The following is a 25,711-nucleotide window of genomic DNA, read 5'->3' as shown; positions in this document are numbered from 1 at the left end:
ACGGTGTGCCTCAGGGCTGTTTGGGCACTATCCCTATGGCGATGGCCGTGGTCTGGACGGCCTTGATCTGATCCCCCTTGGCGATCAGGGCGAACTGGGCAGGATCCTTCACCTTGAGGGTGAGGGTATCGTCCACACCCTTGACCCTGATGGTCTGCTGCGCCTTGTCGACGTCGATGACGTCGGCATAGATGGTGACCTGCATGCCAGCCCCGGCGCCCGGCTGCTCGCCGGCTGCCGCCTTGCTCCCCTCTACTTCCACCACCCGCTTTCTCACGCCGGCTGTGCCCTTGAGCAGCTCGAGATCCAGCAGTTGCAGGTAGCGCAGCGCCACCACGTCCCCCACCTTGAGGTTCTGGAGGTTGGTCACCTCTTCCCCGGCGACCAGATCGAAGGTCTTGCCTTCGGCATTCTTCAGGCTGATCTTGCGGGTCGCGAGATCGATGGCGGTGACGGTCGCCTCGGCCTTCACCTCTTCTGCCAGGCTGGCCTGGCCCGGGGTGACGGCCACATTGGCGGTCACTTCGGCGGCCTGTATCAGGGGATTGACACAGAGAGTGAGCACTCCTGCGATCCATGCGTGCTTCAGTTTCATGATTGAGACCCTATGACTGGAAAACAGAACCCCGCGAGAGGCGTCAGGATGACGACATGGCGCGGCGCCATGACGGAGCGGGGAGTGTTCCCCCGGCTCCAGTGACACCATAGCAAAGTCACACCTGAGTACCATCATGTCAAAGAGAGCGCATCACCATTTTGATGGCCCGCTCCCGTTTTTGACCTGATGGGATGACGGCATGGCGCGGCGCCATGAGGGAGCAGGGGACTGCTCTAGTGACACCATGGAAAAGTCATGCCTGAGTACCATGATGCCAAAGGGGGGATCGCCATTTTGATGGCCCGCTCCCGTTTTTGACCTGATGGGATGACGGCATGGCGCGGCGCCATGAGGGAGCAGGGGAGTGATCTCTCTGCCCCCGTTTTTTGACCTGATGGTATGACGGCATGGCGCGGCGCCATGGGGGAGCAGGGGAGTGATCCCTCTGCCCCCGTTTTTTGACCTGATGGTATGGCTGGCGCACAATCCCCCTGCATGCATTCAACCGAGGGCTCTGCCGTGTACAACTTCCAATATGCCAATCCCACCCGCGTCTGTTTCGGGGAGGGCCAGATAGCCACGCTGCCGGAGCTGATACCGGCGGGCAGCCGCCTGCTGGTGCTCTACGGCGGCGGCAGCATCAAGCAAAACGGCGTCTATGAGCAGTTGACCCAGGCGCTGGCGGGCAGGGAGTGGCTGGAGTTTCCCGGCATAGGCGCCAACCCCCAGTACGATCAGCTGATGGAGGCGGTGGATTTGGTCAAGCGCGAGCGCATCGACTTCCTGCTGGCGGTCGGCGGCGGATCCGTGGTGGATGGTACCAAGTTCGTGGCCGCCGCGGCCTGCTTCGAGGGGGAGGATCCCTGGGACATCTTGCTGGACAAGGCGCCCATCAAAGCAGCGTTGCCGCTGGGCTGCGTGCTGACCCTGCCTGCCACCGGCTCCGAGAGCAATCCCGCCGCCGTGGTGAGCCGGGGGGAGGCCAAGCTCTCCTTCTACAATCCGCTGGTGCTGCCCCGCTTTGCGGTGCTGGATCCCACCACCACCTACAGCCTGCCGGTGCGCCAGGTGGGCAACGGCGTGGTGGATGCCTTCGTCCATATCCTGGAGCAGTACCTCACCTTCCCGGTGGGAGGGGATGTGCAGGACCGGCTGGCGGAGGGCCTGCTGCAGGTGCTGGTGGACAACGGCCCGCGGGCGCTGACGGAGCCCACCAACTACCAGGTGCGGGCCAACCTGATGTGGGCCGCCAGCCTGGCCCTCAACGGCCTCATCGGGCGCGGCGTGCCCCAGGACTGGTCCACCCATGCCATAGGCCACCAGCTCACCGCCCTGCACGGGCTGGATCATGCCCAGAGCCTGGCGGTGGTGCTGCCCTCCCTGCTGCGGGAACAGGCGGCCCAGAAGCAGGAGAAGCTGGCCCAGTTCGCCGAGCGGGTCTGGCACTCCCGCAGGGAAGACAAGGCGCTGCGCATCGAGGAGGCCATCATCCGCACCGAGCAGTTCTTCCAGCAGATGGGGGTGGGCACCCGCCTCGCCGACTACGGCCTGAACGAGAGCTGCATCCCCGCCATCTGCTCCAACCTCAAGCGCTTCGGCCTGACCGCCCTCGGTGAGCAGCAGGATATAGATCCTGACAAGGTCGCCAGGATCCTTTCACATGCTCTTTAAGTCTGGGGTTCCAGCTTCGGGCGAAGGAGAGATCCGGGCAATATAGTGGCGCGGATCCTTTCCCACGCCCTCTAAGCGTCGGCTCCCGAGCTGAAAAGAAAACGCCCCGATTGTCGGGGCGTTTTGCATTCCAGGGCAGGGGCAGTCGATCAGGCGCTCTGATCCAGCTCGCGTTCCAGGGCTGCCGCCTTCTGGCGGGCCGGATGGGTATTGAGGCGTTCCCAGTAGGTCTTAAGGTGCGGGAACTGGGCCAGCTGGCCGCTTTGGGCCAGCAGATCCACCAGGAAGGAGTTCATGATGTCGGCACCGGAGAGGCGATCCCCCACCAGATAGTGGCGGCTGGCCAGCACCTCGTTGAGATAGCCCAGCACCTTGGCGCACTCCGCCTGGGCGTAGCCCGGCAGGAAGCGCATCGGGCTGCCATCCTTGCGCACGAACATGTCCAGCAGCAGCGGCAAGATGCCGGAGCTCTCGGCGAAGTGGATCCATTGCAGGTATTCTGGGTAGTCGAGGCTGTCGGTGGCTGGCGCCAGCCGCTCCGGGGCGTGACGGGCGATCAGGTACTCGGTGATGGCGCCCGATTCCGCCAATACGCGGCCGTCGAACTCGATGACGGGTGACTTGCCGAGGGGGTGGATGGCCTTGAGCTCGGGGGGCGCCAGGAAGCTGGTGGCGTCGCGCTGGTAGGCCTTGATCTGGTAGGGCAGGCCCAGCTCTTCGAGCAGCCAGATGATGCGTTGGGAGCGGGACTTGTTCAGGTGGTGCAGGACTATCATGGGAACCTCGATGGGTGGCACAAACGGCTGATACGCGCTGGCGTGGTGACTGGTTCACCGGCAGACAAAAAAGAGCGGGCAGATGCCCGCTCTGTGCTGACTCAGGCCTCCAGCGCCTGATCCAGATCCGCCAGTATGTCTTCGATCGCCTCGATCCCTACCGACAGCCGGATCATCTCCGGCTTGACCCCGGCCCTGGCCTGCTCGGCGTCACTCAGCTGGCGGTGGGTGGTGGAGGCGGGGTGGCAGGCCAGGGACTTGGCATCCCCTATGTTGACCAGCCGCTTGAAGATCTTGAGCGCATCGTAGAAGCGCACGCCCGCCTCATACCCTTCCTTCAGGCCGAAGGAGAGGATGGCCGAGGGGCGGCCGCCCATGTACTTCTCCGCCAGCGGATAGTGGGGGTGACCGGGCAGGCCGGCGTAGCTGACCCAGGCGACCTTGGGGTGATGCTTGAGGTGGTGAGCGACCCGCAGGGCGTTGTCCACGTGGCGCTCCATGCGCAGGCTCAGGGTCTCCAGCCCCTGCAGTAGCAGGAAGGCGTTCATGGGGGCCAGGGCCGCGCCCGTGTTGCGCAGGGGCACTGTGCGTACCCGGCCTATGAAGGCCGCAGGCCCGAAGGCGTCGGTGTAGACAACCCCGTGGTAAGAGGGCTCCGGCTGGGTGAGTTGGGGGAAGCGTTCGGCGTTATCCGCCCAGGGGAACTTGCCCGAGTCGACGATGACGCCGCCGAGGGAGTTGCCGTGGCCACCGACATATTTGGTGAGGCTGTGCACCACTATGTCGGCGCCATGCTCTATGGGCTTGCACAGCACAGGGGTGGCGACAGTGTTGTCGACGATAAGCGGCACGCCGCGGGCGTGGGCCACCCTGGCGAAGGCGGCGAGATCGACGATGTTGCCCGCCGGGTTGCCGATGCTCTCGCAGTAGACCGCCTTGGTCTTGTCGTCGATGAGGGCGGCGATGGCTTCGGCGCTGTCATCCTTGGCAAAACGCACCTCGACCCCGAAACTCGGCAGCATGTGGGCGAACAGGGTGTAGGTGCCGCCGTAGAGCTGAGGGGTGGAGACTATGTTGTCGCCGGCGGCGGTCAACGCCTGAATGGCGTAGGTGATGGCGGCGGAACCCGCCGAGACCACCAGACCGGCTATGCCCCCCTCCAGGGCGGCCATCCGCTGTTCCAGCACGTCGTTGGTGGGGTTCATGATGCGGGTGTAGATGTTGCCAGGCACCGCCAGGTTGAACAGATCCGCCCCGTGCTGGGCGCTGTCGAACTCGTAGGCCACCGTCTGGTAGATGGGCACGGCCACCGCCTTGGTGGCGGGATCGTGGGAAAAGCCGTGGTGCAGGGCCAGGGTCGCATCTTTCATCACACACTCCTTGTTGGACGTCGTCGCCATTATGGATGGATAGACGTCCAATCTAGCAGGCCCTGCGCCGATGTAAACCACCCAATCCGGCAAAGCATAGAGGCTTGCAGTGATCCTGCGGCGCCCTTCCCTGCCCGTAGCCCTGGCCCAATCAGAGGCGGCGACGATACTCCCTGTCGTCTATCTGGTGCATGTCCCACTGCATCAGGCGGTTGAGCTGATGCATGGGATCCTCGATCAGGGTCAGCGGCCTGGGCAGGATCCGCTTGAAGTAACGACGTAGGGTCTGCTGGATCCGGTTCGGGGTGGGGGCGGTTTGTTGGCTCATGATGGTGCTCCTCTGCTGTGGTGCTCACGTTCGCCAACAGTATTGAGCTAAAATGAGGAAGTAAAAACTGACGACTTGACTGAAAAGGATTTCCTCTTTTATGCCCAGCAGCCGCCTCTACCAGCAATTTCAACGGCTCGCCCAGCAGCTTGGCTGCGATGAGCGGGAGGCCAGCCTCGCCGAGGTGGCGGACTTGCTCTGCTGCACCCCGCGCAACGCCCGCCTGCTGCTGCGCCGCATGCAGGATCAGGGCTGGCTCAGCTGGTCTGCCGAGGCGGGACGGGGGCGACGTTCCCGGCTCATACTGCTGGACAACCAGGAGAGCCTGACTCGCCGCCGCCTGCGGGATCTGCTGAGCCAGGGCCAGCTCGCCCAGGCGGTGCGGCTGGCGGAGGGGCGGCTGGACTTGCTCACCCCGCTGCTCATCGAGCAGCTTGGTCAGGCCACCCGGGAGGGGCGCCAGATCCTGCGGGTGCCCTACTACCGGCCGCTGCCCCGCCTGCTACCCACGGATCCCCTGCGCCGCTCCGAAATTCACCTGAGCCGCCAGATCTTCAACGGCCTCACCCGGCGAAATGAGGAAAATGGGGAAATCGAGGGGGACCTGGCCCACCACTGGGAGTGTCTGGGCCCCTGCCACTGGCGCTTCTATCTGCGCCCGGCGGTGCGCTTTCACCACGGCCGCGAGCTGACAGTGGAGGATGTGATGGAGAGCCTGCTGGCCTTGCGGGATCGTCCGCTGTTTGCCCACCTCGCCCGGCTGGAGAGCCATTGGCCGCGCACCCTGGATCTGCACCTCGACAGCCCGGATCCCCTGCTGCTGCACCTGCTGGCGGAGCCGGTGGCGGCCATCCTGCCGCGCGAGCTCAAGGGGGAGGCGGGCTTTGCCCTGCAACCGGTGGGCACAGGCCCCTACAGAGTCACCGCCAACGATCCCCTGCAGCTGTGCCTCGAGGCCTTCGACGACTACTTCGGCCTGCGGGCCCTGCTCGACGAGATCGACATCTGGATGCTGCCGGAGCTGGCGGAGCGGCTGGAGAGCCACCTGCAGCTGGGGCGCGACAGCCCCGAGCTCGGCACCATGCGCGGCGAGTCCGAGCTCGAATCCGGCTGCTACTTCCTGCTGCAGGACGACAGATCCCCCCTGCTGCAGGATCCCGCCTTGCGCCAATGGCTGACCCGGCTGCTCAACCCCATAGCCCTGATGGGGCGGGTCGCCCCCGAGCTGCAGCGGGGCTGGACCAGCGCCCTCGGCCTGCTGCCCCACTGGCGCGAGGCCCTGCCCGCCGAGGAGCCTAAACCGGCGCTGCTGCCGACCCGGCTGGTGCTGGCCTGTTTCAACCAGCACCTGGAGTTCAACGAGTGCGCCAATGCCATGGCCAGCCTGCTGGCAGAGCAGGGGATCCGGCTCGAGGTGCGCACCCTGGATTACGGCCGCTGGGTGAGCGGGGAGGATGAAGATGTGGATCTCTGGCTCGGCACCCTGAACCTGGAACATGAACACGCCTTCGCCCCCTACGCCTGGTTGCAGGGCACCCCCTTGCTGCGCCGGGTATGGGGGGGGCAGCAGGCCCTGTGGCAGGGATTGACGCAGTGGCGCGCCAGCGGCGCCGAGCCTGGCCCGCGCGCCTTGCTGGCCGAGGTGCAGCGCCAGGGCTGGTTCGTGCCCCTGTTTCACCACTGGCTGGAGCTGGAGAGCCGGGTCGGCGTGCATGGGGTGCGGATGACGGCCCTCGGCTGGTTCGATTTTCGCAGCGCCTGGCTCAAACCCGAACAGGGGATGGCGGCGCCGGAAACCGGAGGCGGCTCCCACCCGGATGCCGGGACGCTTGAGTCATAAAGGTTGGCGCGCTAGCCTGTGCGCGGTCCCACGACAAGGAGTCTAAACCTATGCTGGAAATGCAGATCCAACCCCGTTTTCAAGAGACGGACGCCCTCGGCCACATCAACAATACGGTGCCGGCGGTCTGGTTTGAATCGGCCCGTGATCCCCTGTTCCGCCTCTTCTCTCCCGAGCTGGATGTGCACAACTGGCATCTGATCATCGCGGGCTATGGGGTGCAGTTCAAACGGGAGCTGTTCTATGGCCAGCAGGTATTGATCAAGACGGGGGTGCGGCGCATCGGCACCAGCTCCTTCACCCTCTGGCAGGAGGCCTGGCAGGGGGGCGAGCTGGCGGTGACCGCCGAGACGACCCTGATCCATTTTGACTACCAGACCCGTCAGTCCATCCCCCTGAGTGACACGCACCGGGAGGGGCTGAGGGCCTGGCTGGTAGAGAGTTAACCTGGCCTTTTGGCCATCACAGGACACTTATGCGCAAGACAGCGATCGCCCTGAGCCTCGGCTTGGGACTGGGACTCTGCTCCCTGCCTTCTCTGGCCACCACCCTGGCCGAGCAGTTCACCCTGATGGAGAAGGGGGCCGACTATGGCCTCGACACCCGGCTGTTCAGCCATGACGGTGTGGACATCAAGGCCTGGATCGACGGGGTTCCCGTCATCATAGCCGTGCCCATACTGAACGAGCAGGGCAAGCAGGAGGGGGAGAGCCGCTACTACTTCAAGGGGGGCAAGCTGTTCGGGGTGAAGGAGCCCGCTGCCCAGTTCGCCTTTGACGACGGCGGCAAGCTAACCCAGTGGCTGGACGAGAAGGGCCAGCCGGCGGAGTTCGTCAGCAAGATGAGCATGCAGCAGCGGGAGGCCTGGCTCACCCGGCGGGCGGCCGAGCTGAGCGCGCTGTTCGTGCCGAGCCAGGCGGAGCAGCAGGCCGGTGAAGGCGACGTCAAGCTGAAGGGGGATGAGCTGACCCGGTGGCTCTGCAACGGCAAGCTGATGGCGCTCGCCAAGGGCGACAAGGTGACCTTTGAGCAGGCGAAGCTCAAGACCAGCCCAGAGGGCATGAAGGGGGAGGTCTCCCTTCGCCAGGAGAAGGGGTGGCAGGATCTCTGCCTCACCTGCGAGGTACAGGGCACCCAGGTGACCCGCCTCACCTGGCAGCCATTGCCAGGAGCCAACAAGCCGCAATAACGGCATTGAGGATCGACGAGGGGGCCAGCAGGGCCCCCTCGCTATTTATGGCCGCTCCACGAGTCTCAGCCGGGTCAGTGCCTCCACCCGCCGCCACTGCCCGGGCTCGAACCAGCGCGCCAGGATCGCCTGCTGCTGTTCGGCCCGCTCCAGGGGGAGCAGGGGCTCGAGTTCCGCCAGATAGCCCGCCAGCTGCTGCTCGAACCCTTGCTGGCTCTGCGCCAGCTGGCGCAGCCGATCCACCGCCTCAGGTCCCAGCTGCTCCAGCAGCACGGCGTCCCGCTCGGCGGGGGAGACCCGCTCCAGCCGCTGCAGATCGCCGAGCTGGCGGCCGTTGGCTTCCGCCTCCCTGAACCACTGGGGCTGCTCCGCCAGCCAGAGCGCCAGCTCCTCCCCCAGCACCTCACTGTCGGCGCCGTCGGCCTCTGCCAGCGCCTTACGGCGCAGGGTCCACTGCTCCATCAGCCTCTCTTCGGCAAAGAGCGACCCCTGTTCGGCGGGGCTGAAGTGTTGCCGGCGCAGCCGCTCACGCTCGTCAAACAGCAGTTGCAGGCTGGCGAGGCCGGGATCCGTCGGCACCGTCAGGCTCCCTTCCGCCCGCAGAAACTGGCGGTAGCGGGCCAGCATGGCGTTCTCTTCGTCCGTCTCGCCCTGCTCCAGCCGCTGGGCCAGCTGGTGGCGCAGGGCTCCCCGCTCCGGTGTTGCCGCCAGATCAGGGGCAGGCTCGGGCCAGAGCAGGAGTGCCCCCAGCAGGGCCGCGCCCAGGGAGAGGGCGACCAGCAGGATCCGTCTCATAGCCCCAGCCTCTGCAAGCGGTTGGCGTGCTGACGATAGAGGGTGACGGGATCCGTGTCGAACAGGTGGTGGATGCCGAACGACTGGTTCACCTCGTCCAGGTGGTTCATCCGGTAAGCCGTGCCTATCACCTTGCCGAGGTGGCTGCTGCAGACCCCGACCAGGCCGTCATTGGGCTCATGAAAGAAGCTGCCGGTCAGGGCCAGCGCCGGATCCACGGGATCCAGTATGTTGGTCATGTTGCCGCGTCCGCTCCAGGAGAAGTAGTAGACGCCGTTGTCGGCCAGCAGCGGCCCCTCGCCGCAGTGCTGGCTGGGCAGCCCTTCCGGATAGCGCTGGTTGAAGCGCTGTGCCCCGGCGCGGGTCAAGGCATCGAGGGAGGCGAGGGGATCCTGGGGCAGGTCACTGCCGCCGGAGAGCAGCGAGATGACCCCGGAGAGCGCCGAGGCGGCGGCCACCGCCAACTGCTCGGCCACCGAGCCCGGAGTCACCCTGGCGCGCACCAGATCGGCGATCTCTGAGCCCTGGTTGACGCCCCCCACGCTGGTGGCGGAGGCGATCAGCTCTGGGGCGACCGAGGCCACATAGCGAATGGTGGGGCCGCCGTGGGAGTGACCTATGAGGTTCACCTTGTCGGCCCCCGTGATGGCGAGTACCTGCTGCACCTGCCTGAGCAACTGCTCGCCGCGCAGCTCCGAACTCTGGGTGGCGGAGACCTGCGCCACATAGACGCGGGCGCCGTCCCGGGTCAGGGCCTGGGGAATGCCGTAGAAATAGTCGACTCCGAGCAGCTTGTCGAAACCGAACAGTCCGTGCACCAGCACTATGGGGTAGCGGGTCTGGGTATAGCCGGCCCCCTGACCCAGCATGGGCAGGGCGCATAAGAGCACCAATAGCCATCTTTTCATCATCACCATCCTTGTGAAAACCGGCTGCGCTCCGGCAGCCACCGACCTCATGCCGGTAGCAGCAGCATGGTAGTTGAACTCAAATGTATCTGTGGATGGGATCACTAAATCGGGGATTGCAGAAAAAACCTACCCATATGGGCAAAAAGTGGCCGCGCCAACTATTTCTTGTGTCCGCCCATCAAATAAGTTAAATAATAATTATTATCATTTGAGTGTCTGAGTCATGACGGTAACCTGGGTGAAGGGATGGGTCGGTGCCACCGACGGGGAGAGCAGCATGACGCACTGGAAGGCGCAGACCCTGAGTGGCAATCGCCACTTCGACGCGGGTGAGCACGCCAGGGCGCTCGACTATTACCAGCAAGCCCTGTGGCTGGCCCGTCAGCAGTTCGCCTGCTGGCGGGATGCGGACGAAGCCGTGGCAGCCCTGGTGGTGGCCCACCACAACCTGGCGGATCTGCTGGTGGCCATGACGCTGCCGGACAGGGCCGCCGACATGTTGTGCCATGTTCACGACTGCCTGCTCGCCACCAGCCAATCTCCCGCAAGCCCGGATCCCCTGCGGGCGGCGGCCCTGCGCCATAGCCGTGGCACCCGCACCGAGCTGCTCGCCTTCGTGCGCAAGCACGGTCATCACGACGGCATCTTGCGCTGCCTCGGTCAATGTCAGTGCCAGACCGAGCCCGCCCATCAATTGCATTGAGCCCAACAAGAGAGAGAACGAACATGAGCCATACCTTGCCTGCCCTCGCCTATGCCTATGACGCGCTGGAGCCCCACATAGACGCGCTGACCATGGAGATCCACCACAGCCGCCACCACCAGACCTACATCACCAACCTCAACGCCGCCCTGGCCGAGCTCCCCGAGTTGGCGGCCCTGCCGGTGGACGAGCTGCTCGCCCGTTTCGACAGCCTGCCGGCCAAGGTGCAGGGGGCGGTGCGCAACCATGGCGGCGGTCATGCCAACCACAGCCTGTTCTGGCAGGTGATGAGCCCGCAAGGGGGCGGTGAGCCGGGCGGTGAGCTGGCCGAGGCGATTGCCCGGGATCTGGGGGGCCTGGATGCCTTCAAGCAGGCCTTCACCCAGGCGGCCCTGAGCCGCTTCGGCAGCGGCTGGGCCTGGCTGGTGGTGGACAAGGCGGGCCGCCTGCAGGTGGTGAGCAGCGCCAACCAGGACAGTCCCCTGATGGAGGGGCTGGTGCCTGTCCTGGGGCTGGACGTGTGGGAGCACGCCTACTACCTCAAGTACCAGAACAAGCGTCCCGACTACATAGCCGCGTTTTACCAGGTGATCGACTGGGACGAGGTGGCGCGCCGCTACCGGCAGGCGCTGGCCTGAGCCCTCTCCTTTTCTTCCTTCATAAAAAGAGACCCGCCATCAGGCGGGTCTCTTTTTATGCTCTGCTCAGGGCGCGGCCGCGCTGGTCTATGCCGGTGTACTGGCGGCACCACTCGGTGCCTGTGCTGGCGTGGTCGAGACGGCCGCGCTGGTCGATGGCGATGTACTGGCGGCATCACTCGGTGCCTGTGCTGGGGCGGTCGAGACGGCGGCACTGGTCGCCTTGGTCGCACTGACGGCAGGGGCTGGTGTTGGCTTGGTGGCTGGTGCCATGGGCAGGCAGGGCTGGCTGGCCCCTATGGTGCTCAGGGCCTGGCAGGGGATGGGGCCGCCGATGACGATGGGCTCGCCGAGGAACTTGGGCCCCTTGTCCAGCACGTAGAGATCGAGCAGCCCCATCAGGCGGGCGAACACCTCACGTACCCGGGTCTTGATGCCCTGATAGGCGCTGGGATCCAGGGCGTTGAAGCCGACGGCCTCGATGCCGAAGTGGCGGGCGATGAAGATGGCGCGCTCGTTGTGGAAGGCCTGGGAGACCACGGTGAAGCGGGCCTGACCGAACACCTCCTTGGCCCGCACTATAGAGTCCAGGGTGCGAAAGCCCGCGTAGTCGCTGTAGATGGCGCTGGCGGGGATGCCCGCCTGGATCAGGGCCCGCCGCATCTGGCGCGGCTCGTTGTACTGGACGGTGGCGTTGTCGCCGGAGACCAGGATGTAGTCCACCTTGCCGTTGTTGTAGAGCTCGGCGGCGGCCTTGATCCTGTACTTGAAGTAGTGGTTCGGGCTGCCCCCGATCAGGTACTTGGAGGTGCCGAGCACCAGGGCGACCCTGTTGTAGGGCACCGCATCGACGTCGTCGTAGGTGTAGTGACGGGCGTCGGAGACGGTCCACTCGCTGTAGCCCAGCAGCGCGGCGACTGAGGCCAGCAACAGGCAGAGGCAGGCGAGCAGGATCTTGGCAAACTTCTTCATGCGCGGTGCGGTTCGGGTCTGAAGTAAGAGATGACAGGGGGCCATTCTATTACAAGTTGCCCTGGCGCGTCAGGTTTGATGCGCCGCCATGGCGTCACTCGGGCACAGGCTGTCGCAGAGCGCGGCGCGATCTTGAATCCATCAAGGGGCGCCATAAACAAGGGCGGCCATGGCCGCCCTGTCTCATTCACGCCTCACCCTCAGTGGGCTGAGTCGTTCGCCTTGCACTCGTCAGACTCCTTGTTGGCCTCCCACCAGGGCAGCAGATCCCGGCTCAGCCAGCTCTGGTAGGCTTCGCTGTCGCTCGCGATAAGCGCGTCCAGCTCTGCCTCGAAGTCGCTCATCGCCTGCTGTTGGTCCGGGTTGCGCAGGGCCCGGGCCATGGCCAGCCAGCTGGCGCCGCGGCCGGTCTCGCTGAGGAAGCGATGCACCGTATAGGACCAGGAGTAGACCATCTCGCCACCCTGGTCGTAATCCAGGTGCAGTATGTCGGCCAGGCTCGGTCGCTCGGCCGCCGGGCGACCCGCCACGTTGTCCAGGCCACGGGCGAAGCACTGACCGTGGGCGATGAACTCCGCCAGCCCTTCCGACCACCAGGTGGTGCGATTGAGGGGGTAGTGGCCGAAGCTGCCGTACTGGTTGAAGCGACCATCCAGGTAGTGAACGTACTCGTGGCGCAGGTTCCACACCTGGAAGGCGGGGCGCTTCCACTCTGCCTCATAGGCGAAGAAGCGGGCCTGGTTGCCGGGACGGGCCGGATCCCCCTCGATGTAGATGCCGCCGTTGTCGGTGGAGACACCGCCAAACAGGGCGCTGCCGTAGCGCTTCCAGTCGGCGGAGGAGTCGAAGATCACCAGCTCCAGCGCCTCGTTGTGGTCATCCGCCACCGGCTGCCAGCCTGTTTCCATCTGCTGATGGAACTGCTCTTCCTCGGCCCCCAGCTCGCGGCAGATGCCGTCGGCCTGATCCTGGCTCAGCTCCTGGGCCCGCAGGCGCAGGGTCGGCGAGCAGGTGTGCTCGAACGGCAGCACATCCTCCAGCCGTATCGGGGTGCAGAGTCCGGCAAAGTCACCGCTGATGCAGGCCTCGCTGGTGCGATCCGTGTAGGTCAGGTAGTAGGTGGAGAGGGTCAGTGACATGTCTTCCAGCAGATCCTGGCTCTGCTGGCCACCCGGGATCAGGCTGTGATGACGGATGAGGTCGATGACTGAACCATCCAGCAGCTTGCGATAGTTTTCGCTCTCGTCGGGACGGGTATAACGGGCGACCCGATAGAGGCGGGTGTAGGCATCCAGCACGTTGTTGAGCAGGAACAGATCCGCTCCGCCCCGTCCTTGCCAGAGCGACAGCTCGCTCATGCCGAGGGCGTGCAGCTGTTTGCGCAGCTCGCCATCCTGCTGGCGGAAATCGGCGGCGAAGGCATCGCTATGGTCGCTGGCGAAGTCGAGGAAGTTGAGCAGATCGAACAGGCCCGTTGCCCAGGCATGCTGACCATTGATCTCGCTGGCATGCCGGGTGCTGTAGGCCAGCATCTGGTTGAACTGGCCGAGCAGGGTGCCAAAACGGCTCTGCACCGCCGGGCTCTTGAACTGGCCGTGCAGGGCTATGCTCCAGGCACCCATGACGGCGCCCACCTCATCGCTGGCCTGCTCCGGATAGAGCAGCGGATGGGCGCCGAGCGCCGTCAATGCTTCGGCCAGCGCCTCGGCGGCGGCCGGGCCATCTTCCTTGTGCTTGCCATGGTTGTGATAGTTGTGGGCGCGCACGTATTCGAGCAGCAGCTTCATGGCCGGATGGGCGGGCTGATTGGCCGCCAGCAGACTCTGCATGCCTCGGGACACGGCCAGCAGCTTGCGGTCATCGTGGCCATAGGTTTCCTGCCAGACGGGAGCGGGTTGACCGCTGGCATCCTGCACTATCTGGCTGGCCTCGGCATCCAGCAGTTCCGCGCCCGGCTGCTCCGGCTCGGAGCAGGGGCGGCCATCGGCGCGGCGGCAGTCGAGCTGCTCCTCCTTGCTGGCCAGCACTATGGGGCGATTGAGCACCCGGCTCTCCTGCCACTCGGTTGTCTGTGGCAGGCTCTGCCATTCGCTGCCACCCACCGGGTATTGATAGCCGCTGTCTTTGAGCACCACCTGCACCTCGCTGCCGGCGGGCAGGGTCTGGCGGCAAACCCGGTAGCTGATGGTCTTGTCTCCCTCCTGGCGGGTCTGGGGCTCATCGCACTCCTGCTGTGCCCTGGTTTCGTCCAGCTGCCAGCTGTACTGGCGCCAGACGTGCAGCTCGCGGACCTGGCTGGCGGCCTGACTGCCCGCCACCGGTTGCAGGCGGAAGAAGATCTGCTCGAGGCGGCCATCCCGCTCGTTGGGGGTCTCTTCCAGCACGCTCAATTGCTGCCAGTCTCGGGGCTGATATTGCCAAAGCTGCTCGGCGCAGCGCCCCTGGGCGTTGAGCTCGCAGCGATCCAGCTCCTGCTCGCTGTGACCCAGGACGATGCGCTCGGGGAGCGGCAGACGATCCTGGCGTGGTGCGGTCGGGGTGCCCGTCAGCGGCTCCCAGCGGCCCTGTTTCAGGCCGTAGCCATAGTCATAACTGCTGGCCGGGATGGCCTTGCCAGCCGGCACCACCTCTTCGCAGCTGAGGTAGCGGATCTGCCAGCCCTGTTCGACCTTGAGCTGGGGCTCGCCGCACTGCTGCTCGGCAAGGGCCGCCGGATTGGCGTCGCGCCAGTCGAAACGGCGATAGACCCTCAGCTGCTGATAGGGTGCATCGCCATTGCGGGCGCTCAGCTCATAGGTCACTTCGGTGAGGTTGTCCCCCAGCTGACGGCTGGCTTCGCTTTTGAGTTGATACTCTTGCCAGTCGGGGGAGTAGCTGGCCAGCGCCGAGGTGGCGAGCAGGCCGGGGGCTGCCAGGAGCAGCCGCCGGGTAGAGAGGTGATTCATCATGATCCCTTTGGTGGATGGAGTGGGGACCAGGCAGGATATTGGGCTCCAAAGGAATATCAATGCGCCAGATGGCGCCGAGGAATCATGCATTCGGGAGGAAGCAACATAGAAACAGCCCCAAAAGGGGCTGTGTTGATAGCAAGGACTGCGCCTCATATGGGGGGCGCTCTCAGTCCCCGGCTTGCAGGCTCCGGGCGAGCAGGGTGCGGGAGGGTTTCAGGCTGCCGCCGAGATCCGGCCAGGGCAGCCAGCGGTCCGGCACCATGAAGCCAGGCAACGCCTGCCTGATCCAGGCGGCCAGCTCGGCGTGGGGCACGGGCTCTGCCAGCCAGTCGATGAAGGCGGCGGGGCGCTGACCCCACTGTGCGCTGGGGATGGGCACCACCAGGGCCTGGGCCACGGCGGGGTGATCTACCAGCCGCTGCTCTATGGTCTCGGGCTGGATGTTCTCCCCTCCCGAGATGAAGAGGTTGTCGAGCCGCCCCTCCACCACCAGCTCGCCGGCCGGGGTGAAATGACCCTTGTCCCGGGTGTGGAACCAGCCCTCCTCATCCAGCGGCAACACCAGCTCCCCGGCCTGGAAATAGCCGGCAAACAGGGTGTCGCCGCGCACGCAGATCTCCCCCTGGCGTATGCAGACCTCCCGCCCGGGCAGAGGCCTGCCCACCACCCCGGCACCGGCAGGCAGGCCGGTGCAGACCTGGCTGCCCATCTCGGAGAGGCCATAGCTCGACTTGGGGGTGAACCCCAGGGCCTTGAGGCGATTGACCAGGGGCTCAGGGATGGCGGCCCCCCCGAGCAGCAGCTCGCGCAAGCGGGTGCGACCGGGGTCGAAGCCTTGCGCCAGCAGGCGCCAGAGCTGAGTCGGCACCAGCGAGAGGTGGGTGATGGGCTGATCCTCCAGCCGCCCCTTGAGGGGCTGGGTGCGATCGTCCAGCACCAGGCTGGCCCCCGCCAGGAAGACCCGGAACAGGATGGCGTAGCCGCCCACGTGAAACAGCGGCAGTGAGAGCAGCCAGCCGCAGTCGGCATCGAGCGGGATCAGGCTGGCCGAGCCCCGGGCCGAGGCGAGGTGGTTGGCGAGGCGGTGCACCACCGCCTTGGGTGTGCCGCTGGAGCCCGAGGTGAGGATCATGTTGTTGAGCTGGGCCGGTTCAAGCGGCCAGGCTTCCTCGCTTGCCGGCAGTTCACCCCTGAAGTCGAGCCGCAGCGGCAACCCGCTCCCCACCGGAATCTCCCCCGCTGACCAGAAGGCGCAGGCATCTAGCTGTGCGGCCAGCTCGGCCTGCCTGGGGAGGGGGAAGGCGGGATTGAGCGGGCAGAAGATGAGGCCGCTGCGCACGCAGGCCCAGGCCAGCAGCACATCCTCCAGGGCGCCGCGCACCACGGCGACCAGCCGGTCGCCGGCCTTTAAACCCGCCTGCTCGAGCTGCTTGCACAGGCCGTTGAGCCGTGCATCCAGCTGCCGGTAGCTGAGGGAGCCGTTGCCGTGGATGGCGATGCGCTCGGGCGCCGTCTGTGCCCAGTGGCGCACCGGGCAGGTGTCAGCTGCACGGACGGGCGGCATGGGAGCCCCTTCAGTCACGGTGAAACAGGGGAGTCATCAGGCTTGGGTCGGGTTGACCCTGTTTGTCCAGCAGGTCCCTGGCCAGCCAGCGCCTGGTGTCGAGGCCAGGGGCCTGATCCGGTGCCCACTCCCCCGCGAGGCGGGCGAGCTGACCGAGACCGACACCGGACTCGAAACAGGAGGAGACGATGATCTTCAGCTTAAGCTCGCGGGCGCGGGCCACCAGGGCCTCGCTGTTTGCCAGGGAGCCGAGCAGGGTTGGCTTGAGCACCAGGGCCTTCAGCTGGGGTATGGGTTCCCATGGTTTGCCCTGGGCCAGCAACTCGTCGAGGGCCACCGGCATGCCGGTACGGTTGGCGACGAAGGCGATGTCGGCAAAGTCGGCACAGAGATCTTCCAGGTATTCGATCCGGTTCGGATCCAGGTGACCGCAGAAGGCCCAGGCCTCCTCGCGGGTCCAGCCCTGGTTGGCGTCCAGCACCAGCTTGAGATTGGGGCGCCGATCGAGCAGCAGCCGGATCAGCGCCAGCTCGTCCCGCATGGGGTAGCGGGCCACCTTCAGCTTGGCCTTGAGGGGGGTCTCGTGCAGCCACTGCTTCCAGTTCTTGAGCAGCTCCTGAGGGGAGCCCTGAATGAGGGGATAGGGTTCGGGCAGGCTGGTGCTCTGCTGTGGCCAGTGACGGCGGGCACAGTCGAGCCCGAACTGCACCGAGGGCAGCCGGGGGGCTATGGTCTGCCCCCGGGCGAGTTGCGCCAGGCAGGCCAGGCTCTCGGCTTGCGCCTCGGCCAGGCTCTCCCTAGAGAAACCGGGCAGGGGGGCTATCTCCCCCCAGCCGTCGTTGATGCGCACCAAGAGGCCCTCTCGCGCCACCTCCACCTTGCCGTGAAAGGTCAGGGGTTGGGTAAAGGGCAGTTGGTAGCGATAGAGGGCGAGTGTCATCAGGGGTTCCGCTTGTATTTGGAGAAGTCGGGGCGGCGCTTCTCGTTGAAGGCGTTACGCCCTTCCTGACCCTCTTCGGTCATGTAGAAGAGCATGGTGGCATTGCCCGCCAGCTCCTGCAAACCGGCCTGGCCGTCGCAGTCGGCGTTCAGTGCGGCCTTCAGGCAGCGCAGCGCCATGGGGCTGTTTTGCAGCATCTCCCGGCACCAGCGCACGGTTTCCCGCTCCAGCTCGGCCAGGGGCACCACAGTGTTGACCAGCCCCATGTCGAGGGCTTGGCTCGCATCGTACATGCGGCACAGGAACCAGATCTCGCGGGCCTTCTTCTGGCCGACGATGCGGGCCATGTAGGAGGCGCCCCAGCCGCCGTCGAAGGAGCCAACTTTCGGGCCTGTCTGGCCGAACTGGGCGTTGTCGGCGGCTATGGTGAGATCGCACATCATGTGCAGCACGTGGCCGCCACCGACCGCATAACCGGCCACCATGGCGACCACGGGTTTGGGGCAGGTGCGGATGTCGCGCTGGAAGTCGAGTACGTTGAGGTGATGAGTCCCCTCGTCGTCGCGGTATCCACCGTAGTCGCCACGGATCTTCTGGTCACCGCCGGCGCAGAAGGCCTTCTCGCCAAAGCCGGTCAGTATGATGGTGCCCACCTTGTCGTCGTAACGGGCATCGGCCAGGGCCTGCAGCATCTCTTTGACAGTGCGGGGGCGGAAGGCGTTGCGCACCTGGGGGCGGTTGATGGTGATCTTGGCAATGCCATCCTGGGACTTGTGATAGAGGATGTCCTCGTAACCGGCGGAGCAATCCTGCCACTCAATGGGAGCGTACAGTTCCGCTTCCGTCATTGCCTCAATCATGGTGTTTTCCTTCTGGTGTGGTAGAGGTCAGCCGGGCAACCCTGTCAGGAGCGACGGGGGCACAGGGTTGCGCTTCCGTCATTGCGTCAGTCATGACTCTTCTCTTCTGGTTGCTTGACCCAGTCCCGCAGGAGCCGGGCAAAGGTGTCGGGCTGGTTGGCGTGCAGGTTGTGCCCGCCATCCAGAGCCAAGTGATTGATATTGCAGCCTTGCTTGACCAGCTGGCAAGCCAGGCGATGGAATTTGTGATCTCGGCTGCCGGAGATCCAGCGCACCGGCAACCGGGTTTTGCCCAGCCAGGGGGCGAGATCCGGCTGCTTGCCGAGGGAGGTGGCGCGCAGCATGGTCGCCACGGCTCTGCCCTCGTTGCCAAGGCGTTTAGCCATTTGGCGGGCACGGGCCTCCTCGTCCAGATCGGCGAACACCCCCTGCCGGTACCAGTCTGCCAGCACTAAGGCCAGGGGTTCGCGCTCGAAGCGCCGGGCCCAGCCCTCGTCGTGTTCGAGGCGGGCGGCGCGCTCGGCTACCGGCAGGCCGGGGTGGCAGTTCTCCAGCAAGAGCGCCTGCAAGCCGGCGGGGGACTGGCTGGCGTGATAGAGGGCGAGCCGCCCCCCCAGGGAGTAGCCCGCCAGTTGGTAGCGCGTTATACCCCGCGCGGCCAGCTCGCCGCAGAGCCACTCGTGGGCCTCGTCAAAGCCGCTCACCCTCAGCCCCTTGTTGCTGCCGTGGCCCGGCAAGTCCAGCGCGTGGTTGGGGATGTCGGACAGCCTCTCCATCACGGGCTGCCAGTCGTCGGCGTTGCCGAGCAGACCGTGCAGCAGTACCAGGGTTGGCTGGGTTCTGTTAGTGGCCACGGATAAGGGTTCCCAGTGCTTTAAGATCCTCGGCTGCCTCGTTGTCACGCAGGACCTTGATTTCATATGCCACGGATAAGGGTTTCCAGTGCCTTGAGATCCTCGGCTGCCTCGTTGTCACTGAGCACCTTGATTTCATATGCCACGGATAAGGGACCCCAGTGCTTTAAGATCCTCGGCCACCTCGTTGCTCGGCACCTTGATTTCAATCAGGGTTACCCCTTTTTCCAGGGCGGTTGCGTAATCTTGCTCGAACTCGGCCAGGGTGGTCGGCGCTCTGTAGTGCAGGCCGAACATGGCTGCGGCGTGCTCGAAGTGCAGGCCGTGGGGCAGGCAGTAGTAGGTCTCCAGCAACGCATCTTTAGTCGGTACCGGCAGCATGCGGAAGATGCTGCCACCGTCGTTGTTGAGCAGGATCACCACCAGGGGGCGGCTCCCCTTGCCGAGCAGGGCCAGGCTGTTGAGATCGTGCAGGGCGCTGAGATCGCCGAGCAGCAGTGTGGTCGGCTCGTCGCTGGACAGGGAGAAACCGAAGGCAGTGGCGATCAGGCCGTCGATACCGGAGGCGCCGCGGTTGGTCATCAGCCGGCTGGGGCCCTTGCCGGTTTCGCCGAGCATGTCCATCAACCGGGCCGGCATGCTGTTGCCGACGAACAGCTGGCCCTGGATGAGCTGGGCCAGACGGTGGCAGACCCCGAGCTCTGAGAAGCGATCGCAGGCGCGGCGAATTTGGCCGCTGATGCCCTGCTGGCGCTCCGCCAGCCGGTGCCAGGGCAGATGGCGATGGTCCACCGGATGGGCCGCGGCGAAGGCGCCGGGCGTACACACCAGGCGGCGACGCAGCCGGTAGTCCGGATCCAGCCTGGCCGGTTGCGGGTCCACCAGCCAGTAATCCTGCCAGGGGTGCTGCTTGATGAACTGGCCGAGCCGCTTGGAGATGAGGCGGGCACCGAACTGCAGCAGCACCTCGGCCCGGGCCAGCTCGGTCACGAAGCAGCTGTTTTGCAGGGCGAGATCCATGTGGATGAGGTTGCGGCTGTCGAAGCGGATCTGGCTCTGCAAGTCCGCCAGCAGCGGCCAGCCGAGGCGCTCGGCCAGCTGGGCCACCCTCTGCGCCTCGGCTGGATCCTGAATGCGGCCCGCGACTATGACGCCGCGTTTGCCCTGCAAGGCGGCCCAGTCGGGCTGGCGGGGGCAGTGCTGCTCGCCCTGCTGCCAGGGGCTCCAGGGCTCCCTTGAATGGAGCCAGTCACCGAGCGGGGCCAGGTAGTCGGAAAAATCCAGGTACGCCTCGCCGGGATAGAGGGGCTCGGGATACATGCAGTTGAAGTGAACCGGCCCCGGGGTCAGTGCCTGTCTGGCCAGGGCCTGATCCACCGAACTCAGCACGAAGGCCGCCGGTATGGTCGGGGTGGGGCTCGGCAGGTTCTGCTGATGGACGGGGTAGCGACCGAAGATCCCCTGCTGATCGATGGCCTGGTTGGCGCCGTTGTCGATGAGCTCCGGGGGGCGGTCGGCGGAGAGGATGATGAGAGGCACCCCGGTGAGCTGGGCCTCGGCCACCGCGGGCCAGAGGTTGGCCACCGCAGTGCCCGAGGTCATGATCACCGCCACCGGTCGGCCGCTCCCCTTGGCCAGCCCCAGCGCCATGAAGCCCAGACCCCGCTCGTCGAAGTGGAGGTGACGGCGAAAACCGGCATGGGCGGCGGCGGCCATGGTGAGCGGCGCCGAGCGGGAGCCCGAGGCCAGCGCTATGTCCCGCACCCCGAGGCGATAGAGCTCTTCCAGCAAGAGGGAAGACCAGACGTGGTTGAAGGTGGCATGCTGGCTGGCAAACGCTCGGTGCTCAGGCAATTGGCTGGCGGGCATAAGGCTCTCGCAGTGGGTCGATGAAAAACGCTATCCCAGCAGGGAGAGCACGTTGGCGATCTTGTTGTCGAGTTCGGACCACTCGGCGGCAGGCTCGGACCCGGCCACTATGCCGGCACCGGCAAACAGACTGATGCCCCGGGCCGTGATGCGGGCGCTGCGGATGGCGACCGAGAACTCCGAGGTCTCCCGGCTCAGCATGCCGCAGGCACCGGCGTACCAGCCGCGCTCATGGGGCTCGAACTCGCGGATAAAGGCCAGCGCCGCCTCGCGGGGGGCACCGCCCACCGCCGGTGTCGGGTGCAGGGCAGCCAGCAGTTGCCAGTCGCACACACCGGGCTTGAGCTCGGCCTCGATGTCGCACTTGAGGTGTTGCAGCAGCCGCAGTTTCAGGATGCGCGGCTCGGTCAGGGTGGCGTCCGTGGTGAGGGGCGCCAGACGGCTCAGGATGTCGGCGTGCACCAGCCGGTTCTCCAGCCGGTTCTTGCTGTCGGCCAGCAGCTCGGCAGCCAGGGCTGCGTCGGCCGCCTCGTCACCGGAGCGGCGTATGGTGCCCGCCAGCGCCTCGGTGAAGAGGTGGCCGCTCTCCCGGCGATAGAGGCGCTCGGGGGAGCAGGAGATGAAGCTCTGCTCGGGGGAGAACTGGAAGCCGAAGTGGAAGCACTCCTGGGCGTGACTTGCCCACTGGGTGAGCAGGGACCAGGGGCAGAGGGGTGCATCCCCATGCTGGCCGGTCAGCACGCTCTCCCGGGAAAGTACCACCTTGGGGGTGTGGGCCTGAAAGGCGGGCGCCGTTACCCGCTCTACCAGGGTTTGCCACTGGGCCTGACCCGGGACATCCCGGCGCTGCCAGGGGCGTTTTTGCAGTGGGGGCAGGGGGGCTTCCGGTTGCAGGGCGTCGAGGGCTGCCTCGGCCGCCTGCAGCTCGGCATCCAGATTGCCGTCGGTCAGCCAGAGGTTGAGGCAGAGGCTGACACACTCTCCCCGGCGCACCAGCTCGATGCGCGGCAGCACGAAGCGGCAGGGGCCGAATCCCTGCCAGCCGGGCTGGGCGGGATCGAACGCCAGGCCGCCGTAGTAGCGGGGGCTGTCTTCACTGTTTGAGTTGGCGAGATCGCAGACCCGCTGGATATCCGCTGGCCGGGTCAGCTCGTGGATGGCGCCGAGGGCCACGTACTCGGGGCTCCTGGGGCCGCGGGCCTGCCAATAGATGCGGGGATACAGGGTCTGCGCCGCCAGCCATCCCGGGAAGAGGTCGACGTTGGCCGCCACGCGCAACCGCACGAAGCCGCTGACATTGCTGTGACGCAGGGCGTCCAGTTGTTGCTTGAGATGGGTCTGAGCCAACATGGATGTCTTGTCTGAGCCGGATAGTCGCAATCGCTCTGGGGGAGGATGGCGCAGGTTGATGCCAAAGGGCGATGATTTCCTATATATTATCTGCCCATTCTTCCATGTAAATTGCCCGAGGGAGCCCAGCCCCCACGGAGCCAAGTATACCTAAATCCGGTTCGATAACCCTTAACACGATCAATATCTGATTGTTTGGCCATCACAATATGACAAATACCTTCTCTGTTTGGTTGCTGGCGGCGCGTTTGCGAACACTGCCCCTGGCGTGCTCCTCCATTTTGCTGGGCTCGGGGCTCGCAGCCAGCCGGGGGGCCTTCGACGGCGCCATCATGGGTCTCTCCCTGCTGACCGCCATACTGCTGCAGATCCTCTCCAACCTGGCCAACGACTATGGTGATGCGGTCTCCGGGGCCGACAACGGCGAGCGGATCGGGCCCCAGCGTGCCGTGGTATCCGGCCTCATCACCCGCCACCAGATGTGCATTGCCATGGGGTTGACCGCGCTGGCGGCCGTGGTGAGCGGCCTCTCCCTGCTGGTCTGCGCCTTCGGGGAGCAGTGGCAGCAGATCCTGACTTTCATCCTGCTGGGGGGCGCCGCCATAGTCGCGGCCATCACCTACACGGTGGGCAAGACCCCTTACGGCTATCGCGGTTTCGGGGACATCTCGGTATTCCTGTTCTTCGGCCTGCTGGGGGTGCTCGGCTCCTACTACCTGTTCACCCATACCCTGGAATGGGATCTGCTGCTGCCCGCCACCGCCTGCGGCCTGCTGGCGACCGCCGTGCTCAACATCAACAATGTGCGGGACATAGAGAGCGATGCCGCCAGCGGCAAGATCACCCTGGCGGTGCGGCTCGGCCGCAACCGCGCCATCGCCTATCACTGGGGGCTGCTGGGGGGAGCGCTGCTGGCCACCATCGCCTTCCTGCTGACCCAGCCCGCGAGCGTCTGGCCCTGGATCTTCCTGCCCGCCATCAAGCCCCTCACCGATGCCGCCCGCACCCTGCGCGAGAGCTTCGATGGCGAGGTTTTGACCGGCGCCCTCAAGAAGACCGCCATCAGCGCCTTCCTGTTCAGCCTGCTGCTCTCGGTCGGGCTGGCGCTCTCCTGAGCGCTGTGCCGCCATGGAGTGGCGCTGTTTGTCGTGCGCCAGACCAAGAAGGGCCCCGTTGAAGGGGCCCTTACTGTTGGTGTGCCTTGCCGTTTTCTTCAAGCATTTCAGCGCTTTTCCCTCCTGCTCCAGGCCTGATGGCCGTGATCCGGCTGGCAATATTGAGAAATTCTCGGAACGGGTCGCCGACTTGTGACGGGCCTCGATTGTGGCACGGCGTCGATTGCTATAGAGATGTAAGCGTATGGGGCTTCATATGTAAAAAACCAATGGCAGGGACGGGCTTATGGACAGCTTAGGGAAACATCTTGGATGGGGGCTGCTGGCACTGCTGGGCGCCAGCTCCCTAGGTTACATCGCCCTCAACAGGGGCGAGCAGATCAACGCGCTCTGGATAGTGGTCGCGGCTGTGTGCGTTTATCTTATTGCCTACCGCTACTACGGGCTCTTCATCGCCAAGCGGGTGCTGGCGGTCGACAGCAGCCGCATGACGCCGGCGGTGCGGCACAACGATGGTCTGGACTATGTGCCGACCGACAAGAAGGTGCTGTTTGGCCACCACTTCGCCGCCATCGCCGGCGCCGGTCCCCTGGTCGGCCCAGTGCTGGCGGCCCAGATGGGCTATCTGCCCGGCATGCTCTGGCTGCTGGCCGGTGTGGTGCTGGCGGGGGCTGTGCAGGACTTCATGGTGCTGTTCGTCTCCACCCGTCGCGATGGTCGCTCCCTCGGCGAGCTGATCAAGTCGGAGATGGGCCCGGTCGCCGGGATCATCGCCCTGGTCGCCACCTTCATGATCATGGTGATCATACTGGCGGTGCTGGCGATGATAGTGGTCAAGGCGCTGACCCACAGCCCCTGGGGCACCTACACAGTGGCCTTCACCATACCGCTCGCCATCTTCATGGGGATCTACACCCGCTACCTGAGGCCGGGCCGCATCGGTGAGGTCTCCATCATAGGTCTGGTGTGCCTCATCTTCGCCATCGTCTCCGGTGGCTGGGTGGCCGAGAGCCAGACCTGGGCTCCCTACTTCGACTTCGACGGGGTGCAGCTGACCTGGATGCTGGTGGGCTATGGCTTCGTCGCCTCCGTGCTGCCGGTCTGGCTGCTGCTGGCGCCCCGTGACTATCTCTCCACCTTCCTCAAGATAGGCACCATCATAGGCCTGGCCATCGGCATACTGGTGACCCAGCCGACCCTGCAGATGCCGGCGCTGACCCAGTTCGTGGACGGGACAGGCCCGGTCTGGGCCGGGGATCTCTTCCCCTTCCTGTTCATCACCATCGCCTGCGGTGCCGTCTCCGGCTTCCATGCGCTCATCTCCTCCGGCACCACCCCCAAGATGCTGGCCAACGAGAACCAGGCCTGCTTCATCGGTTATGGCGGCATGTTGATGGAGTCTTTCGTCGCCATCATGGCGCTGGTCTCCGCCTGCGTCATCGATCCGGGCGTCTACTTCGCCATGAACAGCCCCCTGGCGGTGCTGGCACCGGCGGGCACCGCCGACGTGGTGGTCTCCGCCGCCGCCGTGGTGAGCAGCTGGGGCTTCCAGATCACCCCGGAGACCCTGACCCGCATCGCCAGCGAGGTGGGTGAGCAGAGCATCATCTCCCGTGCCGGTGGTGCCCCGACCCTGGCGGTCGGCATGGCCTACATACTGCACGGCGCCCTCGGCGGCCTGATGAACGTCGCCTTCTGGTACCACTTCGCCATCCTGTTCGAGGCGCTCTTCATCCTCACCGCCGTGGATGCCGGCACCCGGGCCGCACGCTTCATGCTGCAGGATCTGATGGGGGTCATCTCCCCGTCCCTGAAACGCACCGACTCCCTGCCGGCCAACCTGCTGGCGACCGCCTTGTGCGTGCTGGCCTGGGGTTACTTCCTGCATCAGGGGGTGGTGGACCCGCTCGGCGGCATCAACACCCTGTGGCCGCTGTTCGGTATCGCCAACCAGATGCTGGCGGGCATGGCGCTGATGCTGTGCGCCGTGGTGCTGTTCAAGATGAAGCGTCAGGCCTATGCCTGGGTGGCCCTGCTGCCCACCAGCTGGCTGCTCATCTGCACCCTGTCGGCGGGTTGGGAGAAGACCTTCAGCGACAATCCCAAGCTCGGCTTCCTGGCCATAGCCAACAAGTTCCAGGCGATGATCGACAGTGGAACAATCCCGGCCCAGTACACCGAATTCCAGCTGGCCCAGCTGGTGTTCAACAACCGGCTGGATGCGGGGTTGACGATGTTCTTCATGCTGGTGGTGGTGGTGCTCGCCGCCTTCTCCCTGAAGACGGCCCTCAAGGCGCTGCAAAACCCGCAGCCGACCGCCAACGAGACCCCTTATCAGCCGATGCCGGCGGGCAAGGGGGCGGCTCAGCCCGAGTCTGATGACGACGGCGATCTGGCCCCCAGTCTCAAGTAAGCGA

The 25,711-nt window shown here is 65.5% G+C and carries 22 protein-coding genes; 8 read left to right on the top strand and 14 right to left on the bottom strand.

The annotated features are described in order from the left end of the window. Positions 1-10: 10 nt before the first annotated feature. Entirely contained in the window at positions 11-565 is a 555-nt protein-coding gene (locus Aeroheme_RS18770; protein WP_234568490.1) for a hypothetical protein, read from the bottom strand. A gap of 528 nt (positions 566-1,093) precedes the next feature. Between Aeroheme_RS18770 and Aeroheme_RS18765 the strand changes: the two genes are divergently transcribed. Further along, on the top strand, positions 1,094-2,269 hold the full coding sequence (locus Aeroheme_RS18765; RefSeq protein ID WP_111910702.1) for an iron-containing alcohol dehydrogenase: 1,176 nt from the start codon (positions 1,094-1,096) through the stop codon (positions 2,267-2,269). A 149-nt stretch (positions 2,270-2,418) separates the two neighbouring features. Here Aeroheme_RS18765 and Aeroheme_RS18760 read toward each other — a convergent pair whose 3' ends face one another. The 3 genes from Aeroheme_RS18760 to Aeroheme_RS18750 all read right to left on the bottom strand — a co-directional run bounded on the left by Aeroheme_RS18760 (position 2,419) and on the right by Aeroheme_RS18750 (position 4,743). Continuing rightward, the gene (locus Aeroheme_RS18760; protein WP_411166359.1) at positions 2,419-3,045 is read right to left on the bottom strand and encodes a glutathione S-transferase family protein; all 627 of its coding nucleotides are present in this window, start codon (positions 3,043-3,045) and stop codon (positions 2,419-2,421) included. 101 nt (positions 3,046-3,146) lie between these two features. Further along, positions 3,147-4,415 (bottom strand): O-acetylhomoserine aminocarboxypropyltransferase/cysteine synthase family protein, encoded by a 1,269-nt coding sequence (locus Aeroheme_RS18755; RefSeq protein ID WP_139744123.1) that lies wholly within the window; start codon positions 4,413-4,415, stop codon positions 3,147-3,149. A gap of 151 nt (positions 4,416-4,566) precedes the next feature. Continuing rightward, positions 4,567-4,743: a hypothetical protein gene (locus Aeroheme_RS18750; protein ID WP_411166358.1), complete on the bottom strand. Its 177-nt coding sequence runs from the start codon at positions 4,741-4,743 to the stop codon at positions 4,567-4,569. A 100-nt stretch (positions 4,744-4,843) separates the two neighbouring features. On the opposite strand from Aeroheme_RS18750, the gene sgrR reads away from it, so the two are divergent. The 3 genes from sgrR to Aeroheme_RS18735 are packed head-to-tail and all read left to right on the top strand — an operon-like array spanning position 4,844 to position 7,772. After that, positions 4,844-6,583 carry an HTH-type transcriptional regulator SgrR gene (sgrR, locus tag Aeroheme_RS18745; RefSeq protein WP_411166357.1) on the top strand — a complete coding sequence of 580 codons (1,740 nt, stop codon included), beginning with the start codon at positions 4,844-4,846 and terminating at the stop codon, positions 6,581-6,583. A 50-nt stretch (positions 6,584-6,633) separates the two neighbouring features. Further along, positions 6,634-7,029: an acyl-CoA thioesterase gene (locus tag Aeroheme_RS18740; protein ID WP_411166356.1), complete on the top strand. Its 396-nt coding sequence runs from the start codon at positions 6,634-6,636 to the stop codon at positions 7,027-7,029. A gap of 29 nt (positions 7,030-7,058) precedes the next feature. Beyond that, positions 7,059-7,772, top strand: a complete 714-nt coding sequence (locus Aeroheme_RS18735; RefSeq protein WP_411166355.1) for a hypothetical protein — start codon at positions 7,059-7,061, stop codon at positions 7,770-7,772. A 45-nt stretch (positions 7,773-7,817) separates the two neighbouring features. Here the strand turns inward: Aeroheme_RS18735 and Aeroheme_RS18730 are convergent, their stop codons facing one another. Together Aeroheme_RS18730 and Aeroheme_RS18725 are read right to left on the bottom strand one after the other, a co-directional pair. Continuing rightward, positions 7,818-8,567, bottom strand: a complete 750-nt coding sequence (locus tag Aeroheme_RS18730; RefSeq protein WP_411166354.1) for a lipase secretion chaperone — start codon at positions 8,565-8,567, stop codon at positions 7,818-7,820. Beyond that, complete coding sequence (locus Aeroheme_RS18725) at positions 8,564-9,475, bottom strand: lipase family alpha/beta hydrolase (protein ID WP_411166353.1); 912 nt, start codon at positions 9,473-9,475, stop codon at positions 8,564-8,566. The genes Aeroheme_RS18730 and Aeroheme_RS18725 overlap by 4 nt, the downstream gene beginning before the upstream one ends. 280 nt (positions 9,476-9,755) lie before the next feature. Here Aeroheme_RS18725 and Aeroheme_RS18720 point away from each other — a divergent pair, with 280 nt between their 5' ends. Next, positions 9,756-10,181, top strand: a complete 426-nt coding sequence (locus tag Aeroheme_RS18720; protein ID WP_411167263.1) for a hypothetical protein — start codon at positions 9,756-9,758, stop codon at positions 10,179-10,181. Between the two features lie 23 nt (positions 10,182-10,204). After that, on the top strand, positions 10,205-10,819 hold the full coding sequence (locus tag Aeroheme_RS18715; RefSeq protein ID WP_404835553.1) for a superoxide dismutase: 615 nt from the start codon (positions 10,205-10,207) through the stop codon (positions 10,817-10,819). An 87-nt stretch (positions 10,820-10,906) separates the two neighbouring features. Here Aeroheme_RS18715 and Aeroheme_RS18710 read toward each other — a convergent pair whose 3' ends face one another. From Aeroheme_RS18710 to Aeroheme_RS18675, 8 genes are all read right to left on the bottom strand, one after another. Beyond that, positions 10,907-11,836 carry an ElyC/SanA/YdcF family protein gene (locus Aeroheme_RS18710; protein ID WP_395949063.1) on the bottom strand — a complete coding sequence of 310 codons (930 nt, stop codon included), beginning with the start codon at positions 11,834-11,836 and terminating at the stop codon, positions 10,907-10,909. Positions 11,837-11,991: 155 nt separating this feature from the next. After that, positions 11,992-14,736 (bottom strand): collagenase, encoded by a 2,745-nt coding sequence (locus tag Aeroheme_RS18705; RefSeq protein ID WP_411166352.1) that lies wholly within the window; start codon positions 14,734-14,736, stop codon positions 11,992-11,994. Between the two features lie 172 nt (positions 14,737-14,908). After that, on the bottom strand, positions 14,909-16,306 hold the full coding sequence (locus tag Aeroheme_RS18700) for an AMP-binding protein (RefSeq protein WP_411166351.1): 1,398 nt from the start codon (positions 16,304-16,306) through the stop codon (positions 14,909-14,911). Between the two features lie 10 nt (positions 16,307-16,316). Beyond that, a complete protein-coding gene (gene menC, locus Aeroheme_RS18695) occupies positions 16,317-17,246 on the bottom strand; it encodes an o-succinylbenzoate synthase (RefSeq protein ID WP_234568501.1) in 930 nt (309 codons plus the stop codon). After that, positions 17,246-18,106 carry a 1,4-dihydroxy-2-naphthoyl-CoA synthase gene (menB, locus tag Aeroheme_RS18690; protein WP_106885113.1) on the bottom strand — a complete coding sequence of 287 codons (861 nt, stop codon included), beginning with the start codon at positions 18,104-18,106 and terminating at the stop codon, positions 17,246-17,248. Before menB ends, menC begins: the two co-directional genes overlap by 1 nt. An 86-nt stretch (positions 18,107-18,192) precedes the next feature. Beyond that, the gene (gene menH, locus Aeroheme_RS18685) at positions 18,193-19,026 is read right to left on the bottom strand and encodes a 2-succinyl-6-hydroxy-2,4-cyclohexadiene-1-carboxylate synthase (protein WP_411166350.1); all 834 of its coding nucleotides are present in this window, start codon (positions 19,024-19,026) and stop codon (positions 18,193-18,195) included. Positions 19,027-19,095: 69 nt separating this feature from the next. Then, the gene (gene menD / locus Aeroheme_RS18680; RefSeq protein WP_411166349.1) at positions 19,096-20,829 is read right to left on the bottom strand and encodes a 2-succinyl-5-enolpyruvyl-6-hydroxy-3-cyclohexene-1-carboxylic-acid synthase; all 1,734 of its coding nucleotides are present in this window, start codon (positions 20,827-20,829) and stop codon (positions 19,096-19,098) included. A 30-nt stretch (positions 20,830-20,859) separates the two neighbouring features. Continuing rightward, positions 20,860-22,179, bottom strand: coding sequence for an isochorismate synthase MenF (locus tag Aeroheme_RS18675; protein WP_411166348.1), 1,320 nt, complete (start codon positions 22,177-22,179; stop codon positions 20,860-20,862). Positions 22,180-22,388: 209 nt separating this feature from the next. On the opposite strand from Aeroheme_RS18675, the gene Aeroheme_RS18670 reads away from it, so the two are divergent. Both Aeroheme_RS18670 and cstA read left to right on the top strand, forming a co-directional pair. Continuing rightward, positions 22,389-23,294: a 1,4-dihydroxy-2-naphthoate polyprenyltransferase gene (locus tag Aeroheme_RS18670; RefSeq protein WP_171275338.1), complete on the top strand. Its 906-nt coding sequence runs from the start codon at positions 22,389-22,391 to the stop codon at positions 23,292-23,294. 286 nt (positions 23,295-23,580) lie between these two features. Further along, positions 23,581-25,707 (top strand): pyruvate/proton symporter CstA, encoded by a 2,127-nt coding sequence (gene cstA / locus Aeroheme_RS18665; RefSeq protein WP_411166347.1) that lies wholly within the window; start codon positions 23,581-23,583, stop codon positions 25,705-25,707. The last annotated feature ends 4 nt before the right edge of the window (positions 25,708-25,711 follow it).

The sequence above is a fragment of the Aeromonas sp. DSM 116730 genome (assembly GCF_046581335.1).
In the GTDB taxonomy this organism is placed as follows: domain Bacteria; phylum Pseudomonadota; class Gammaproteobacteria; order Enterobacterales; family Aeromonadaceae; genus Aeromonas; species Aeromonas rivipollensis.
Note: the sequence above shows the minus strand (reverse complement) of the source record. Positions and strands in the feature narration are given on the sequence as shown.